Consider the following 15575-nt stretch of genomic DNA (forward strand, 5'->3'; position numbering starts at 1 on the left):
TCGGTGGCTGGTAAGTCGAACTTACGTTCGTGGAACTGGCTGTGTCCGCGCTACGCCCTACAGTTCAGAGGCGATCAGGGCTGCTGCACGATGAGGTGACAGTGGTTAGGACACATGCCCGAATCCTTGAGCGATGTCCGATGTGCGGGCAGGAATGAGACGAGCCCAGACGACGATGCCGTCTGGGCTGGTTCTGGCGCGCCTGTGGCTACGGGTCGGCGCGTTCGGCGACGTGGCGTAGGTATTCGCGGATCAGTTCGGCCAGCCGTTGGTCCAGTTCGTCCAGTGCACGCGCGGGCCGACGCGCGCTTGGCGTTGCTGCCGCACTGTATTCGGTGCCCAGTACCGACAGTGCCCGTTCGCGTGGGTGACAGGGCGATGGGCAGTGGTGGTGGACGCTGAGGGTGCGGATCGCGTCGTCGGGGCGGAGGTGACCGGGATCGACCGCGCAATCGGTGTCGGCGATGGTGCTGTCCTGGATTGCGGGCAGGGGCGTGCGGTGGGCGAGCCTGGCCGTGTCACGGCCGCCGCGCCCGGGTAGGTCCTCGGGTCTCATCGGGTCGCTCCCCATGTTCCGAGTGCGGCCCAGCAGCAGCGTCCGCTCACCTCGCCCGTGCCGGGGCTGGCGGCGGGGCCGGGCGTCCAGTCCTGGGCGACTGTCAGGCCGGGGCCGAGTAATTCCAGCCCTGTCAGCATGGTCGTGACGTCGCGGGTCGTGCGGGGCCGCAGTGTCAGGTTGTGGGCGGTGTAGACGGCGGCTGCGCGCCGGGCGACGTCGGTGACGGTGGCGGTGTCGGTGCAGATGTGGGTCACCGCCACGTACCCGCTGGCCAGTGCAGCGACGAGTTCCGCGATCACGGGTCCGGGCGCGTCGAGTTGTTCCAGGACCAACGACCCGAACACCAGCGCGATCGGCTCGCGGGGGTCGAGCCAGCCTGTCGGGCCGTGCGGGTGGCCGATAGCGGCCAGGATCGCTGCCGGGTCACCCGGATCGGCCCGCATGAACCGGGATTCGCCCATGAGCAAGGCGCGCCCGTGTGCCGCCACCAACGCGCTGTCATCGAGGTAGAGCACGTGGGCGGCCGGATTGATCTCGCGGGCAACGTTGTGCACGTTGCGTTTCCGCGGGAATCCGCACCCGATGACAGCGAACTGTGAGACCCCCGCCCGCGCCAGCTCCGCCACCGCGCGCAGTAAGAACATGTGCCCGGCGTGGACGCTGGCCCGGAATCCCGGGGCGCGACGGGCCAACAGCGCGGTCATGTTGCGGTCGCAGGCGAAGTTGTCCTTGCCGGATATCTGGTCAGGGTCGTAAGGACGGTCGAGGTCGACGGGCAGCAGAGCATCGAGGACGCGAGCATGTGTCGGCCCCGACAGCTCGGCGTTGACCGCGCGCTCACGCGCCCGGATCGTGTCCGGGTCACAGGCCAGTTGGGCCGTCTGACCGCAGGTGGGGCACATCACCAGTTCGTCACCACCGACTGCATCCAGTCCCGGAACGCTTCGTAGTCGACCTCGGCCGATACTTGCATCGGGCGTCCGTACGGGTTGCGGTACAGGCGCGCGTCGTGGCCGATGCGGATCCGCTCGCTGGTGAACTTCACGAACGGATAGCCGAGGGCGGCCGACAGGGCCAGTGGGTCGTGCATCCAGGAGCCGTCCTTGACAGCGAACCAGCGGTGGAAATGCGTGGACAGCCATCGCGCACACTCCGGGGCGGAATCGGCGTTCAAGGCATCGACCAGCGCCCAGTCCTCGGTCACCCGGATCGCGGGATGGTTGGTGTGCTCGGACATCACCAACCTCGGGCGGGACAGTATCCGCAGGGCGAGGCCGGCTGAACTCATGTCGGTGTGGAAGTTGTGGGAAGCGCGTTCGAGGTCGCGATAGTGGTCCAGCCATCCGCCCATCTGGGTGACAACCACTTGCTCGGCGTACTCCGGTGCGGCAGTGAGCACCGCCGCCAGCTCGGCCATCGGACCACACCCCACCCACCGCACCGGGCCGTCAGCCGAGGCGATCATGTCGGCGAGGACATCGATCATCGCGTGGTGACGGTTCTCGCGTTCCTCGGGCGTCGGGCGTATGTAGGCGGGGATCTGCTGGCCGGGATCGGCCAGAAACCGGCGCTTGCCGCCGAGGTCGATACCTTCGATGACCGGTACCTCGCTGCGGTCCAGCCAGTCCAGCACGCGGCGGGCGAACTGTGCGCGCAGGCCGCCGATCTCATCCGCGGTCACGACCACCAGCTGGCCGGGCGGCACCAGCCGCGCTGCGAGCACCAACGCCACGAAATCGTCTGGGTCATAGGCGATGTCGGTCGACAGCATCACGAGGCCATCGCTTGCGGGTTCGGGTTGGGCGGTCCACAGGTCGGTCGACGGGACATGGTTGGGCATGTTCGGTTCTCCTTCATCGGGGTGAAACGGGTTGTGCTGTGAGGGTTGTGGTGGCACGTAGGGCCGGATGGTGACGGTGCGGCGGGGGTCACCGGCCAGCGGGAACCGGATCATGGCCGCCACCGTCCATCCGGTGGCGCGGCGATCAGGTCGGCGCGGAGGGGTTCGGCGATCCTCGGCAGCGGATCGGGGCGGTCACGAAGATCAGGGTTCTCGGACACGGGGTTGCTCCCTTCATCAAGTGGGTGGGTGGTAGCTGCACGGGCGAACCTCGAGCCGAAGCCGCGGGCAGGTAGGGGAAGGTAAGCCGAGCGGCGGGCTACACCGAGGTCGTGGTCATCGGTAAGCGGCGGGTACCGGCGAGGAGTTCTTCGACCAGGTCGGCGTAGGCGATGGCGAGGTCATCGACCACTTCCGCTGAATCCCAGAACACCTCTTCGGAAGCGCCCGCCAGCGCGGTGTAGGTGTGGGCGGTCAACTCGGCAAGGCGGTCGATGACCTGGCCCATCGTCTGGGTGTGGACCCGCGCGCCCGAGGCCGGTTCCGGGATCACCACCTGCACCCAGGTGTCGATGGTGTCCATCAACCGGGCACGGTGCGCGTCGATCACCGCCAGCGCTTCCCACGCTGTCTGTTCACGCCGCTGATGCAGAACGGCCAGTTCGGCAGCCGCGCTCAGCACCGGGTCGTCGGCGGGCAGCGGGAAGCCACGGCAGGCCATGAGCAGTTCGTCCTTGCCCGGCAGCACAGGTCTCATCAGCAACCGTCTCCGAGCGCGGGCAACCGCACCGACCGCTGCGTCAGTGCGTCGGCGAGATCGGTGTAGCCATCCACCAGCTCCGCCAGCCGATACCAGGCCGCGTGCACCTGCGGATCTGCCACATCATCCACAGTCATCAACAGGTGGTAGGCGCGCACCTGGCTACGAGCCAGGCGGTCGATAACCGCACCGAGAGTCTCGGTGTGCAACCGCGCCCCCGAACGCGGCACCGGCAGATGCATGGCCGCCCACGTATCGACGGCGAGCACGAGTTCGCCGCTGCCGCAGCGACATCCGCACCCCAACCACGCCGGGTAGCCCTGATACAGCCTCCCGAACTCGGCGGCGAACCGTGCCAGCCGGTGGGCGTCGACGTGATGGCCACGGATAGCTGAGAGCAGCGATTCCCCCGAGGGCAGCACCCTCGCATCGTCGTCTGGGGTGAAGGCCATCACTCACCTCCGCGCCCGCGACGACCGCGTGGGACTGAGGAGGTCGCGGGCGCGGCACGCCACAGTGGTGCGCGACGGGATCGATGTGGCGTTAACCGGCTCCGAGATCCAATGCCAGCTGGTCGGGTGATCGGTCATCGGCAACCAGATCCGTTGCCGAGCGTCGAGGACTCGCACCCCGTGCGCCTCCAGGCTCGCCACGGTCGGCGTCGACATTCCGGCACCCCAGGCCGGGCCGACCAGGAACACCCACTCCCGATCCGGGCGGGCATGGGTCAAGACCGGCACCGAGGCGAACTTGCCCGTGTCGAGCAGTGCCTTCCGCACCCGCCCACCCAGCGGCGCGGGCATCACCACCGCACCCAACCTCAGCGACGCGACCACGAACACGCGATCGAACGCGCACGACACGATGAATCCGCGCCGCCGGTACGCCTCGGCGACCTCCCGTGCACTGTGACATCTCTCGAACATCACCGCACTACCGCCCGAACCTCGAACACGCGCCATGCCACCGCGTCCAGGGCCGCATCGAGTTCTGCCAACTCGAGGGCGGCAGCCTGATGGCCTCGTGCAGCACCCGCACTGAACGCCGCGACCGCCGCAGCCGAGGCGGCGGCTTGGGCGCCGGTCACCGCGCGCGGCCCAGCCGTGAGAGGGCCTGCGCGGCGTCACCGAGCGACCACAGCCGCTCCGCCGAGCTGTCCATCATCGCCAACCCGACGAGTTCGAGCACCGTCAAACCCAGCGCAGCCGCGTAGTCGCCGAGCGCGTTCACCTCTTCGGCAACGCGCAAGGCAGCGCTCGCTTGGTTCTTCGACAGCGTCCTGCCAGGTAGGAAGCTCACCACCCACTGGTCCTGACCAACGCAACGGGCGTGATGCCCGATCTGAGCATCACCGGTCAACGATCGCTCACCGTTTCGTTTCGGCATGTCTAACCGCCTCTGAGCTGGGGAAGAGAGTTCAACCCACATTTGAAGTCACAATCAGATTTAAACTTAAAATCGAGTTTGGCGCTAGATTTCAAGTCAATCCGATGCGGTAGTTTGGGCGGAAGCATCGGCGAGGACGGAAGGATCGGATGCGCGACGACGAGCTATCAGATGCGTCGGCCCTGCGGTTCCTTGTTGGGAGCGCGCTCAAGGCAGCGAGAACCAGCGCACGCGTCACGCAGCAAGCCGCCGCGAAGCACATCGGCTTCACGTCAGGCAAGTTGAGCTACATGGAGAGCGGCGAAACTGCCCAGAGCGCCGACCACGTCGCCCAGTTGATGCGGCTCTACAACGCACCCGCTGAAGATGTCGAGTGGGTGGTCTCGCTCGCGGTCCGTGCCGACCATGGCGTTCTATCCACGCGCAACGACGACGTTTGGCCCGACTGGTTCAAGCTGTACGTCGGCCTTGAGAAGCTGGCCCAGCGGCAATTCGAGTACACCAACAGCTTCTTTCCCGGTCAGCTGCAAACACTCGACTACGCCACAGCCGTGGTTGGCGACAGCCTCCACATACCCGCCAAGGATGTCGCTCAGACCGCTCGTGCACGTATCGACCGGCAACGGGTGGCTGACGCTGACAAGCCGCTCCAGATCAGCGCGGTGGTGGAAGAGTCAGTACTCGATCGGCCCTTCGGCGGCGCGGCGGTGATGATCGAGCAGTTCGAGCATGTCCTCGAACTGATGACCTTGCCGAACATCGACCTGCGCGTCATCCCTACAGCGGTCGGGAACCACGACGGGCTATCGAATCCGTTCATCCTGCTGAACTTCACCGAGGCTCGCGGGATCGCTTACATCGAGTACCACACCGGCGCCCTCTACCTGCAAGAACGCGCCGACGTAGACTTGTATACATTGATCGCGGATCGACTCATAGATAGAGCGCTCTCAGCGGAGGACACGGCAAGCGCCATCCGGAGTCGGATCTCGAAGATTAGGAACATGGAGTGAGGATGACCACCAACATCCGCCTGAGCGAGTGGACGACCAGTACCTTCAGCGGCAACAACGGTGGCGCGTGCGTTGAGGTCAAGATCGAGAGCGACGCGATCCTTGTCCGCGACACCAAGTTCCGCCGAAACCCCGCCAACCACGGCATGACACAGCCCCAGATTGAGATACCGATCAGCCTGTGGGCCGAGGTCTGTGACCGCACAGTCAGCATGACCTCCTTCGCGGTGGGTGAGACTCTGCGAGTGACTGTCCACCCTGATGGCGCAGCGACCTTCAGCAGCCCAGACACCGAACTGAAATTCACTCCTGACGAAATGGACGCCTTCGCCAAGGGCGTCATCGATGGGGAGTTCACGGCACCCTGACCTCCGGACAGTTTGGTCGATCAGTCTGCCGGGCCTGCACAATCTCCTACGGCGGACGCAGGGCGCTAAAACCGGTCGAACCTGGTCGCCTTACGATGGATGCTTGATCCAGCTCGCCTACTCGGGGCGGCTGTGACATCCCTCGACCACTCTGGAAGGCGTCTATGTACTCGGCCGACATCAGGAGCCGCGCCCTCAGCTTCTTCGAGAAGCGGGGCCATACCGTCGTACCGTCAGCATCGTTGATCGCTGACGACCCGACCCTGCTGCTGATCAACGCGGGTATGGCACCGTTCAAACCGTACTTCCTCGGCGAGGCCCCGGCCCCGTACAAGCGGGCCACCAGCTTGCAGAAGTGTGTGCGGACCGTCGACATCGAAGAGGTCGGCCAAACGAGCCGTCACGGCTCGTTCTTCCAGATGTTCGGCAACTTCTCCTTCGGTGACTACTTCAAAGAGAAGGCAATCCCCTACGCCTGGGAGTTCCTGACCAGCTCGGTCAGCGACGGCGGACTTGGGCTGCCCGAGGACAAGCTGTGGGTCACCGTCTACCTCGATGACGACGAGGCCGAGGACATCTGGCGCCGCGAGGTCGGCGTGCCCAAGGACCGCATCCAGCGCCTGGGCATGTCGGAGAACTTCTGGTCGATGGGCGTGCCCGGCCCATGCGGGCCGTGCTCGGAAATCTGCTTCGACCGCGGATCCGACTTCGGTCAGGAGGGCGGGCCGGTCGCCAACGACGAGCGCTACCTCGAAATCTGGAACCTCGTGTTCATGCAGAACATCCGAGGCGAAGGCCCCGCCAAGGAGGGTTACAAGATCCTCGGGGATCTGCCGTCGAAGAACATCGACACCGGTTTCGGTCTCGAACGCATGGCCCTGCTGCTTCAAAATGTGCCGACCATCTTCGACATCGATACCACCCGCCAAATCCTCGACTTGGCCGCTGAACTCAGCGGAGCCAAGTACGGTGCCGGGGTCACCGAGGACGTGCGGTTGCGTGTGGTCGCCGATCACATTCTCACCAGCGTCATGCTCATCGGTGACGGCGTCAGCCCCTCCAACGAGGGTCGCGGCTACATCCTGCGCCGCATTCTGCGCCGCGCTGTGCGCATGATGAAACTCCTCGGGTCGGACGATCCAGTCGTGCACGAGCTGGTCGCGCGCACGGTCAAGGCGATGAGCCCGATGTATCCCGAACTCGAAGACGAGCACAAGCGAATCGACCGCATCGCTGTCGCTGAGGAAGCCGCTTTCACTCAAACCCTGCGTTCGGGTACCGCGATCTTCGATTTGGCTGCCTCCGAACTTCGCAAGGCCGACGCCCGGGTCCTGCCCGGCGATAAGGCTTTCCAGCTTCACGACACCTACGGCTTCCCGATCGACCTCACTCTTGAGATGGCCGCCGAGGCCGGGCTGAAGGTGGACGAGACCGGGTTCCGGGAGCTGATGGCCGAGCAGCGCGCCCGCGCCAAAGCCGACGCCGCCGCCCGCAAATCAGGCGGCCACGGCGAGTCCGGCGTCTACCGTGACCTGCTCGCTCAAGGCCCCACCGAGTTCACCGGCTACGGCGAACTCACCTCCGAGGCCACTGTGCGAGGTCTCATCCGCGACGGCGAACGCATCCGCTCGGCCGCCGAGGGCGACATCGTCGAACTCGTCCTGGACCGCACGCCGCTCTACGCCGAGGCCGGTGGGCAGGAAAGCGACGCCGGGGTGATCACCGCAGATGGTGTCGACCTCGAGGTCCTCGACGTCCAGAAGATCGCCCGTAAGCTCTGGGTCCACCAGGTCAAGGTCCGGCGCGGGGAGATCGCCGAGGGCGCGTCGGTGCTGGCCCAGGTCGACCCGGAATGGCGACTCGGTGCCCGTCAGGCCCACTCGGGAACCCATATCGTGCACGCGGCCCTGCGTCAGGTCCTCGGGCCGACCGCCTTGCAGAGCGGTTCCTACAACAAGCCCGGCTACTTGCGCCTGGACTTCTCCTGGACCGGTGGCCTCTCACCCGAGACCCGGACCGAGGTCGAGGAGGTAGCCAACCTCGCCATCCGCCGGGACCTGCCCGTGGCCGTCGAGTACATGCCGCTGCCCAAGGCCCGGGAGATCGGTGCCTTGGCGCTGTTCGGTGAGACTTATGACGAAGACGTCCGTGTGGTCGAGATCGGCGGGCAGTGGTCACGCGAGCTGTGCGGTGGTACCCATGTCGGGCACTCCTCGCAGGTCGGTCCACTGACGGTGATCGGTGAGTCCTCGGTCGGGTCGGGTCTGCGCCGGGTGGAAGCCTATGTCGGTATCGATGCCTACCGGTACCTTGCCAAGGAACGCGCGCTCGCGGTCAAGGTGAGCGACATCCTGAATGTGCCGACCCCGGAAATCGGTGATCGCGTCGCCGCACTGGTCAAGCAGCTCCGCGACGCCGAGAAGCAGCTCGGCCGCTTCCGGGCCGATCTGCTGCGGAATCTCTCAAAGGATCTCGTGGGCAAAGCCACCTCGATCGGTGGTGTCGCAGTGGTCGCCGAGCACCTGTCCGAGCCCGCTACCGCCGACGAGCTGCGCAACGTTGTCCTCGACGCGCGCAAGTATCTCGGCAACGATGCGTCGGTGGTCGTCGTGACTGCACTGTCCAACGACAAACCCATCGTGGTCGCAGCCGTCAACCAGGCCGGGCAGGAGCGCGGGCTCAAAGCCGGTGACCTGGTGCGCGTCGCCTCCAAGGCCCTCAAGGGCGGCGGCGGCGGTAAACCCGACATCGCCCAGGGCGGCGGCACCGACCCGCTCGCCACCAGCGAGGCCCTGCGACTGGTGCGCGAGACAGTCGGACAGAAGACCACGCCCTGAACCACCGCAGCCAGTTCAGTCGGCCCCGAGATGCGACAGCAGCTCGGGGCCGACCTCGTCCGGACTGGTAAGGACCAGATCCGCGCCCGCCTCCTGCAACGCATCCGGTCCAGTGAAGCCCCATCCCGCGCCGACGGTGAACACCCCCGCCGCGCGTCCGGCCGCGATATCGGTCGGGGAGTCGCCGAGGAAGAACGCCCGATCCGGCGGTACTGCGAGCCGAGCACACGCCGCGAGTACTCCATCGGGCGCCGGCTTGGGGACCGCGTCCTCGTAGGCCACGAGGACGTCGGTGAGGTCGGCGACGGCCGGGGGGATCCAGAACTCGATCCGGCTGCGTGCCTGGGCGGTGACGATCCCGATACCGGCACCGTGGGCGGCCAATGCCGACATCGCCGCGACGACGGCCTCGAACACGAGCACGCCTTCGCTCACCGCGGCCGAGAGCGCCGCGTCGAAGTGCCCGTAATACACCTCGCGAGGATCAGGCACTCCCAACATCTCCAGGGCCTGCACCGGGGGCATCGCGGCGCACTGGCCCAGCACGGTCTCCTCCACCGTGCTCATCGACCACGTCTGGGCCAGGGTACGCAGCGCCGCCAGCGCCGCCACGCGGCCGTCGATGATCACGCCGTCGAGGTCGAACAGGGCCGCGTACCGGCGCTCACCCGAGCGCATCCGACACCGCCCCGCGCCGGGGCACACATACCAGCTCGTCCGGGTCCAGCAGGCCATGCAGCTCGATTCCGTTGGCGCGCAGGAACTCACCGCCCCCGAGACGACGGTCCAGGACGCACACCACCGTCGACACGTGCGCGCCGATGCCGCGCAGCGCTTCCACTGCGCGGTGGACCTGCCCTCCGGTGCGCACGACGTCATCGATCACCACCACGTGGGCACCGACCGCGATCTCTCCCTCGACCTGACGTCGTAGGCCGTGCGCTTTCGGTTCGGGACGCACGAACGCGGCCGGGATGCCCGTCACGGCCGACACAGCCACCGCCAGCGGCACACCGCCCAGCGCGACCCCGGCGACCACATTGACATCAGCCGGAATCAGAACCGCCATCGCCGCAGCGACCTCGGCCAGCAGTTCAGGCGCCGCTGCGAGAGCGTATTGATCGAAGTACTCGTCGAGGACCTCACCGGAGGCGAGCACGAAACCGCCCTTGCGCAGCGCGGACTCAAGGATCCGAGCCGCCAACTCCGCCGAGACCGTCATCGGTCACCTGCCGAGACCGCAGACGGAGCCGCGTCGAGCGCGGACAACGCGCGGGTGAATGCCTCCAGATCGGCGATCTCGGACAGGAACGATAAGGGCCGTGTCGGTGACTCGAACAGCCACCGCTCCGCCCGCAGGAACGCGGCCAGCCGCAGCGCGGTCGGCCCGCACAGCCACACCGGTACCGGGCGGATGTTGCCCGCGTACCACAGTGCGGCGGTGAGTTCGTGCAGCGTCCCGACCCCACCGCCCATCGCGATCACCACATCAGCGCCGTCGAGGAACCGGTGCAGCCGTTCACCCATCGTCGGCAGATGCACAGAGGAGGAGATATAGGGGTTGAACTCGCCCCACTCCGTTCCGTCCAGGGAGACGGCGACCACCTGTCCGCCCTGGTCTGCGGCTCCGCGAGCAGCTTCCTCCATCAGCCCGTTGTAGCCGCCGTGTTGGAGCACGAATCCCGCCGCGCCCAGGCCGTTGCCGATGCCGTAGGCGAGTTCGAGTTCGGCGTCCGAGCCCGGCACCACGCCACCGAAAAACGTGGCAGTTGTATTGGTTTGGTTCATCACAGCTCCATGTAGCGGCGGTAGGCGTCGATCGCGTCACGGTGGGTGTGCAGGATCTCCGGGATCGCTCTCTCCGCGACGGCGATCACTCGATTCAAGCCCTCGGTGACCGAGGCCAAGGTGGGGATCGGTGGCGCGGTCACCAACGCGGTCAGATGGTCGAGGCAGTCGCGCCCGAGCGGAGTTCTGCCGATCTCCTCGTGCAGCTGGTACCAGCCGTAGTAGGACGAGGACGGAGCGAGAGCGGTTTTGATCAGGTTCTTGACCGCTGTGTTGAACAGGAACCTCTCGGAATAGGCGACGAAGTCCTGTCCGCGGGTGACTCGCTTGCGGATCAGATACCCGATCACCAGGGCTTCGATCAGCAGGTTCTCACAGTCGGGGGGTTGACGCGCGACCTGTGTGACGAACCGCGTCGTCTCGGCGTCGACGGTATGGGTGGCCTCGGGGTCGCGGGTGAAGATCGTCTGGCATAGCGACTGTTCGCGTACTCGTGCCAGGCGGCTCGCCGGAACGGCGTAGAGGTCCAGCTGCTGGAGGTGATCGGCCCACACGAGCAGGAACACATATCCGAGCCCGCCCATGTCGCCCACGATCGTGTCGCGCCATCCGGGCAGGATGCCGCCGAGTTCGGTCCCGATCAGCGGGTCCAGCGCTGAGACGAACTGCGGGAACCTCGCGTCCTCGACGGCCACCACGAAGTCCACATCCGAGAGGCGGTCCGCGGTGCCGCGTGCCAGCGAGCCGCGCACCAGCAGATCGGTGACCGCGTCGCTGCGCGTGAATAGTTCGGTCGCGGCCTCGAGCAGCGCGAACTGATCAGGGCGGTTTGTTTCCAGCAGGTTACGCAGGCCGGGAGTTTTCACGCGAGCACCCCCGGCGCGACCTCACCGAGCATCGTGCGCTTGTTGGTTCGCCACTGCTGCGCGGCCTCGGTGTCGCCCAGCCGGGCGTAGAGGTCCGCGATCAGGTCGTAGACCTGCCCTTCCGGGAGGGCGCGCTCGTAGAACAGTCGCAGCAGGTGCTTCTCGGCCGTGGACGGATAGCCCAACTCGGCCAGCGATAGCGCCTGCTCGAACCGCCGCGTGAGTTCCTCGGGGGTGGCCGGGGGCATCGGTTCGGCGTCACCGGTCTCCAGCCACGCATTATCGACCGCCTCGGCGAGTCGGTCATCGAGGTAGCAGTCCAGCAGCAGGTGGTATCGGTCGGGGCCGAGCAGATTGCCCGCGCCGTGAGCGCGGGTCGGTCTCAACAGCCAGATCCGCCCGGCGCGTAGTTGGACTCGCGCGCCAGCGGTGACCAGGACAGCCGAAGTGTTGGTGACCAGCGGGACATGCAACCGGACCCGCGCCGAGCCGTCGAGTTCCTGATAGTCGCGGTGCTCCCACAGAAACGAGTGCGCGCTCAGTCGCGCGAGGCGCGCCCACATGAAGCGAAATCCCAGCGAGAACAGGAAATCTCGCGTGACCGGCATCTGCTCGAGCAGTGTCGTCGCGTGCGGAGAGCAATCGGTGATCCGCACATCGCGGGGATCGCCCGATGCGTTGATCAGCGACAGCGTCGACCAGCCTCCGGACTGGAATTCGCCGTACTCGGCCACCCACGCTCGATCGTCGGGAACTGTCAACGCCTCGTGACGTATTCGATCCAACGTGGCCGCCTCGACTCGATCCAGACACGCGATCTGCCCGACGAGTTCGTCAAGACCAGACGCGGATTTCGCTACCATTGCCGCCCACCTACTTCCCGACAGACGATGAGATCCCTTCTCGTGCAGTACAACACAGCGGCCCGACAAATCACGGGCGGTTATTCGGAAACCCCTGCATGAGGACGTCGGGACACTCGCCGTATTCGCTACCCTCGGTGAGGCGCCCGGGTGCACCATTGCGTGTACGGCTATCAGTTCGCGGTGGATCCCGCCTTCTCGGCGGCGGTCGACCTGCACCAGCTTCCCCTCGACCTGAAGGCGTGGATCGATATGAACCGACGTGAACTGCTGGCCTTCCTCGGCGCGGCCGGGACGTTGCCCGCCGCTGCCGTGCTGGCTGGACTCGATGAAGCATCACGAAGCCGCCTCGGATACGCCCTCGGCGGCAAGGTCGACCAGGCCGCCATCGAACAACTCGAAGCCGTCTGCGAGGTCACCGCCCAGCAGTACGAGTCCTTCGGCCCTCGCGCTGTGGCCGCGATCCGGCGCGGACAGGCCGAACTTGTCGAAACCCTGCTCCCGGACTGTCCCTCCAAACTCAAACCCCGCCTCTACGCCGTCCGCGCCTCGCTGGCGCGGGTGATCGGCTGGCAGGCATACGACTCCGGCGACACGCGCGCAGCCGCCGCCCACTACGAGGTCGCGCGGACAGCGGCCGACGCCGCCGCCGACCCGGCGCTGACCGCTCTCGTCCTGTGCAACGCCTCCCTCGCCGCGACCCGTGAGGGACACCCCGGGCTCGGAGTCGACCACGCCGCCGCCGCCCACTGGTGGGCCACGCAATCCCGAGACCGACTGCTGACCGCCTACGCCCTGGACATGGCTGCTGAGGCCCACGCCGAACGAGGCGACGCCCGCCAATGCCGCAGCGCGCTGGATGAAGCCAACGACCTCATCGACAGCGCAGAGGCGACTCTGCCGGCCTATGTGTTCGATCCGGCGATACATCACGGCTTCCGGTCGGAATGCCTGGTCAAATTGGGCGATCGACAGCCAGCGGTCATCGCGGCGCGCCACTGTGTCGACCTCATCGACCCGGCCTACGCCCTCTCGCGAGGATTCGCCGATATCGGGCTCGCCGCTGCACTGTCCCAGGCCGGGGAGATCGAGGAGTCCGCACGCATCACCCGCGCCACCAGCACCGTCGCCACGGCCTACGGATCACCCCGCCTCGCGACCGAGGTCCAGACAACCCGGCTCGCCCTCAAAAGGGCTGCACCAGACGCGCCGGTAGTACGAGAACTCGACGAGTATCTCGCCGCCACCGGTGCCTGACTGGATTCCCACGCGCTGTCTCGAATCCGGCCAGGCACAGCCGGGAGTAAAAGTGCGGCCCTGTGGGCACGCCGTGCTGTCCCGACTGTCCCACCAGAATTGCAGGCAGCTGGCCGGTTGCGTCTGCGGCATCATCGCCATCAGCAGCGAGCGTCATGTGCCTGTCCGCCCACCTTCGCGCCCGCGAGGACCGCACCCCTGGATCGATCGGGCGAGATGACCGCCGACCTTAGCGAAGGCGCCCTGGCAGGACTCGAATCGGCCCGTGCCCGCGCGGCGGCGGTACCGCGCGGTGCCGCGAGCCAGCGACTCGCGCACCAGTGAAGCCAATCCGGCACCGGGGATGGATCGCTCGAGCGAGCGAGATGACCGTTGGCTCGTGTAGTGGTCGCGGGGCGGCCGGGCGTATGACGAGACCGATGAACACGGCGAACGCCGCTACTCCCTCGCCGGGATTGCCGAGACCTCCGGCGTCTTTCGCGTGACCCTCGACTGCCGCCTCGACCGCACCCAATGGCCCGACCGGTCCTCGGTCGTGTGTCGTGGGAGTCGCGAATCTGTCAGTGCCTTAACGCATCTTGTTGTTCTACGCCATCCAGGGCAAGGGGGATACATCATGCCGTCGTGAGGACGAAATCCTCACAGGTCAGGAGTCCACCGGCCTGGGACAGTTCCGCTTTCAATTGGTAGTTGTCTGCCAGCTAACCAGCATTATTCAGTTTCGGCGACCCTCATCCAGGGCGATAGATTGTTGCTATCGAGTGTGTGATTGCTGACGCTGCTGGGTTTGCTGGCCTCGCTAGGCTTTGCTTGCACTGCCGATGGTTTCGTGTCGTCCTGGGTAGGGCGAATGCTTCATGGCGGGGTGATCTTCACGGCGGTGCGGCACCACGGTCTTGGCGTGTCTCACCGGCGTGTCGAAGATTGTTTCAGTGGTCGGTGGGGTCGGGTCCGGAGTAGGGCTGGCGGATGGCGGTGACGAGTTGGACGTGTTGGTTTTGGGTGAGGTCGGCGATGCTGATGCGGTAGGACGCCAGTTCGTTGGTGTAGTGGTCGCGTCGGTGTAGCAGGTCGTTGACGTGGCGGCCGTAGGCGACCTGGGTGCTGGAATTCCAGAGGCGCTGGAAGTCCCGGTTGGGGCGAAGTTGCCGCATCAGGTCGCGGGCTTGTTCGGAGTCGCGGTAGAGCCCCAACACACCCCTCACGACAGCGACAGTGCGGCTGGCCTCGTAGGCCCAGTCGGGCAGGACTACGCGGGCGTGTGGGCTGAACATCCATGCCCGCACGTTCCCGTTTTCACCGATACCAGTGAGTAGTGATCGGAATCCGTCGGTCGAGGCCAGGAGGTTCCACGTCGGGTCGACATACGCTGCGAAAAGATCACGTTTCTCGAGGTCGCGCAGGTAAGTCATGAGGCCGAGGTTGTCGTGCACACACCGGCGAAGGCTGTCCGCGGTGGGTAGGTGCTCGGCGGGGGCGCGTAGCTCACGCAGGTGTCGTGTGCGCATGGCGTCGAGGTCGTATCCGGCGATGAGCTTTTCGAGTGTTTCGGGTTTTGGGGTGGTGCGGTCGGTTTCGATGTCGGCCAGGTAGCTGGTACTGATCCCGTGACGTTGCTGGGCAACCGCGCGCGAGAGCCCCAACTCGTTGCGGATGTGGAAGCAGGTGCTGCCCAGGGTCGGGATGTGCGGCAGTGACCTGCGTCGTGTGTGGTTGTGTGCACGGTGTGCAGGATTCTGGCTCATGTGCAGAGCCCCCCATCTTTCTAGAGTCTTCCGCTACAGATCTAGCAAGGTTATGGTGATTGGTTGCCCCCGAGATGATGGTCTTGTTCCTACCAGACGATCTCTGACGCGACAAGATCTTTGTGCCGAGAGATCGCAATGAGGTAGCTCACCGACGAGCCTTCCGGGATCGCGCTCTGCTGCGAATCAGCCTGCTGCGCACAAGATCTGGAAAAAACTTTCTTTGACGTTCCCAGCGACAAGTCCTCGGCAAACGTGCTGGACAAGCCCAGAATAGCAATTTGACGTTCTGA

17 protein-coding genes are annotated in these 15575 nt (G+C 66.0%); 4 read left to right on the forward strand and 13 right to left on the reverse strand.

The features are described from left to right. Window positions 1–208: 208 nt before the first annotated feature. The 7 genes from M8859_RS14730 to M8859_RS14760 form a co-directional block, all read right to left on the reverse strand. Complete coding sequence (locus tag M8859_RS14730) at window positions 209–556, reverse strand: hypothetical protein (RefSeq protein WP_249644362.1); 348 nt, start codon at window positions 554–556, stop codon at window positions 209–211. Beyond that, on the reverse strand, window positions 553–1461 hold the full coding sequence (locus M8859_RS14735; RefSeq protein WP_249644451.1) for an SAM-dependent methyltransferase: 909 nt from the start codon (window positions 1459–1461) through the stop codon (window positions 553–555). The genes M8859_RS14730 and M8859_RS14735 overlap by 4 nt, the downstream gene beginning before the upstream one ends. Beyond that, window positions 1461–2513, reverse strand: a complete 1053-nt coding sequence (locus M8859_RS14740) for a nucleoside hydrolase (RefSeq protein ID WP_249644363.1) — start codon at window positions 2511–2513, stop codon at window positions 1461–1463. Before M8859_RS14740 ends, M8859_RS14735 begins: the two co-directional genes overlap by 1 nt. 205 nt (window positions 2514–2718) lie before the next feature. Next, window positions 2719–3156: a DUF4254 domain-containing protein gene (locus M8859_RS14745; RefSeq protein WP_249644364.1), complete on the reverse strand. Its 438-nt coding sequence runs from the start codon at window positions 3154–3156 to the stop codon at window positions 2719–2721. Continuing rightward, window positions 3156–3611 carry a DUF4254 domain-containing protein gene (locus tag M8859_RS14750; protein WP_249644365.1) on the reverse strand — a complete coding sequence of 152 codons (456 nt, stop codon included), beginning with the start codon at window positions 3609–3611 and terminating at the stop codon, window positions 3156–3158. The genes M8859_RS14745 and M8859_RS14750 overlap by 1 nt, the downstream gene beginning before the upstream one ends. Before the next feature lie 3 nt (window positions 3612–3614). Further along, on the reverse strand, window positions 3615–4088 hold the full coding sequence (locus M8859_RS14755) for a hypothetical protein (protein WP_249644366.1): 474 nt from the start codon (window positions 4086–4088) through the stop codon (window positions 3615–3617). A gap of 154 nt (window positions 4089–4242) precedes the next feature. After that, the gene (locus M8859_RS14760; protein ID WP_249644367.1) at window positions 4243–4545 is read right to left on the reverse strand and encodes a hypothetical protein; all 303 of its coding nucleotides are present in this window, start codon (window positions 4543–4545) and stop codon (window positions 4243–4245) included. A gap of 149 nt (window positions 4546–4694) precedes the next feature. Here M8859_RS14760 and M8859_RS14765 point away from each other — a divergent pair, with 149 nt between their 5' ends. The 3 genes from M8859_RS14765 (at window position 4695) to alaS (ending at window position 8763) form a co-directional block, all read left to right on the forward strand. Then, entirely contained in the window at window positions 4695–5558 is an 864-nt protein-coding gene (locus tag M8859_RS14765; protein WP_249644368.1) for a helix-turn-helix domain-containing protein, read from the forward strand. Between the two features lie 2 nt (window positions 5559–5560). Continuing rightward, a complete protein-coding gene (locus tag M8859_RS14770; protein WP_249644369.1) occupies window positions 5561–5926 on the forward strand; it encodes a DUF397 domain-containing protein in 366 nt (121 codons plus the stop codon). Window positions 5927–6090: 164 nt separating this feature from the next. Beyond that, window positions 6091–8763, forward strand: a complete 2673-nt coding sequence (alaS, locus tag M8859_RS14775; protein WP_249644370.1) for an alanine--tRNA ligase — start codon at window positions 6091–6093, stop codon at window positions 8761–8763. Between the two features lie 15 nt (window positions 8764–8778). Here alaS and M8859_RS14780 read toward each other — a convergent pair whose 3' ends face one another. The 5 genes from M8859_RS14780 to M8859_RS14800 are packed head-to-tail and all read right to left on the reverse strand — an operon-like array spanning window position 8779 to window position 12280. Continuing rightward, window positions 8779–9441 (reverse strand): HAD family hydrolase, encoded by a 663-nt coding sequence (locus M8859_RS14780; protein WP_249644371.1) that lies wholly within the window; start codon window positions 9439–9441, stop codon window positions 8779–8781. Next, complete coding sequence (gene pyrE, locus M8859_RS14785; protein WP_249644372.1) at window positions 9428–9985, reverse strand: orotate phosphoribosyltransferase; 558 nt, start codon at window positions 9983–9985, stop codon at window positions 9428–9430. The genes M8859_RS14780 and pyrE overlap by 14 nt, the downstream gene beginning before the upstream one ends. Beyond that, a complete protein-coding gene (locus M8859_RS14790) occupies window positions 9982–10551 on the reverse strand; it encodes an LOG family protein (protein ID WP_249644373.1) in 570 nt (189 codons plus the stop codon). Before M8859_RS14790 ends, pyrE begins: the two co-directional genes overlap by 4 nt. Continuing rightward, window positions 10551–11417, reverse strand: coding sequence for a nucleotidyltransferase domain-containing protein (locus tag M8859_RS14795; RefSeq protein ID WP_249644374.1), 867 nt, complete (start codon window positions 11415–11417; stop codon window positions 10551–10553). Before M8859_RS14795 ends, M8859_RS14790 begins: the two co-directional genes overlap by 1 nt. Continuing rightward, the gene (locus tag M8859_RS14800) at window positions 11414–12280 is read right to left on the reverse strand and encodes an aspartyl/asparaginyl beta-hydroxylase domain-containing protein (RefSeq protein ID WP_249644375.1); all 867 of its coding nucleotides are present in this window, start codon (window positions 12278–12280) and stop codon (window positions 11414–11416) included. The genes M8859_RS14795 and M8859_RS14800 overlap by 4 nt, the downstream gene beginning before the upstream one ends. A gap of 150 nt (window positions 12281–12430) precedes the next feature. On the opposite strand from M8859_RS14800, the gene M8859_RS14805 reads away from it, so the two are divergent. Then, window positions 12431–13537, forward strand: coding sequence for an NsdA family TPR-like regulatory protein (locus M8859_RS14805; protein ID WP_249644376.1), 1107 nt, complete (start codon window positions 12431–12433; stop codon window positions 13535–13537). 929 nt (window positions 13538–14466) lie between these two features. Here the strand turns inward: M8859_RS14805 and M8859_RS14810 are convergent. Beyond that, window positions 14467–15282, reverse strand: coding sequence for an MmyB family transcriptional regulator (locus tag M8859_RS14810; RefSeq protein ID WP_249644377.1), 816 nt, complete (start codon window positions 15280–15282; stop codon window positions 14467–14469). Between the last annotated feature and the right edge of the window lie 293 nt (window positions 15283–15575).

The organism is Nocardia sputi, assembly GCF_023501985.1.

Coding starts and splice junctions, on each gene's coding strand:
- M8859_RS14770 (WP_249644369.1), top strand. CDS start 5,561: ATGACCACCAACATCCGCCTGAGCGAGTGGACGACCAGTACCTTCAGC.
- M8859_RS14790 (WP_249644373.1), bottom strand. CDS start 10,551: ATGAACCAAACCAATACAACTGCCACGTTTTTCGGTGGCGTGGTGCCG.
- M8859_RS14750 (WP_249644365.1), bottom strand. CDS start 3,611: ATGGCCTTCACCCCAGACGACGATGCGAGGGTGCTGCCCTCGGGGGAA.
- alaS (WP_249644370.1), top strand. CDS start 6,091: ATGTACTCGGCCGACATCAGGAGCCGCGCCCTCAGCTTCTTCGAGAAG.
- M8859_RS14740 (WP_249644363.1), bottom strand. CDS start 2,513: ATGATCCGGTTCCCGCTGGCCGGTGACCCCCGCCGCACCGTCACCATC.
- M8859_RS14735 (WP_249644451.1), bottom strand. CDS start 1,461: ATGTGCCCCACCTGCGGTCAGACGGCCCAACTGGCCTGTGACCCGGAC.
- M8859_RS14760 (WP_249644367.1), bottom strand. CDS start 4,545: ATGCCGAAACGAAACGGTGAGCGATCGTTGACCGGTGATGCTCAGATC.
- M8859_RS14745 (WP_249644364.1), bottom strand. CDS start 3,156: ATGAGACCTGTGCTGCCGGGCAAGGACGAACTGCTCATGGCCTGCCGT.
- M8859_RS14780 (WP_249644371.1), bottom strand. CDS start 9,441: ATGCGCTCGGGTGAGCGCCGGTACGCGGCCCTGTTCGACCTCGACGGC.
- pyrE (WP_249644372.1), bottom strand. CDS start 9,985: ATGACGGTCTCGGCGGAGTTGGCGGCTCGGATCCTTGAGTCCGCGCTG.
- M8859_RS14810 (WP_249644377.1), bottom strand. CDS start 15,282: ATGAGCCAGAATCCTGCACACCGTGCACACAACCACACACGACGCAGG.
- M8859_RS14730 (WP_249644362.1), bottom strand. CDS start 556: ATGAGACCCGAGGACCTACCCGGGCGCGGCGGCCGTGACACGGCCAGG.
- M8859_RS14800 (WP_249644375.1), bottom strand. CDS start 12,280: ATGGTAGCGAAATCCGCGTCTGGTCTTGACGAACTCGTCGGGCAGATC.
- M8859_RS14765 (WP_249644368.1), top strand. CDS start 4,695: ATGCGCGACGACGAGCTATCAGATGCGTCGGCCCTGCGGTTCCTTGTT.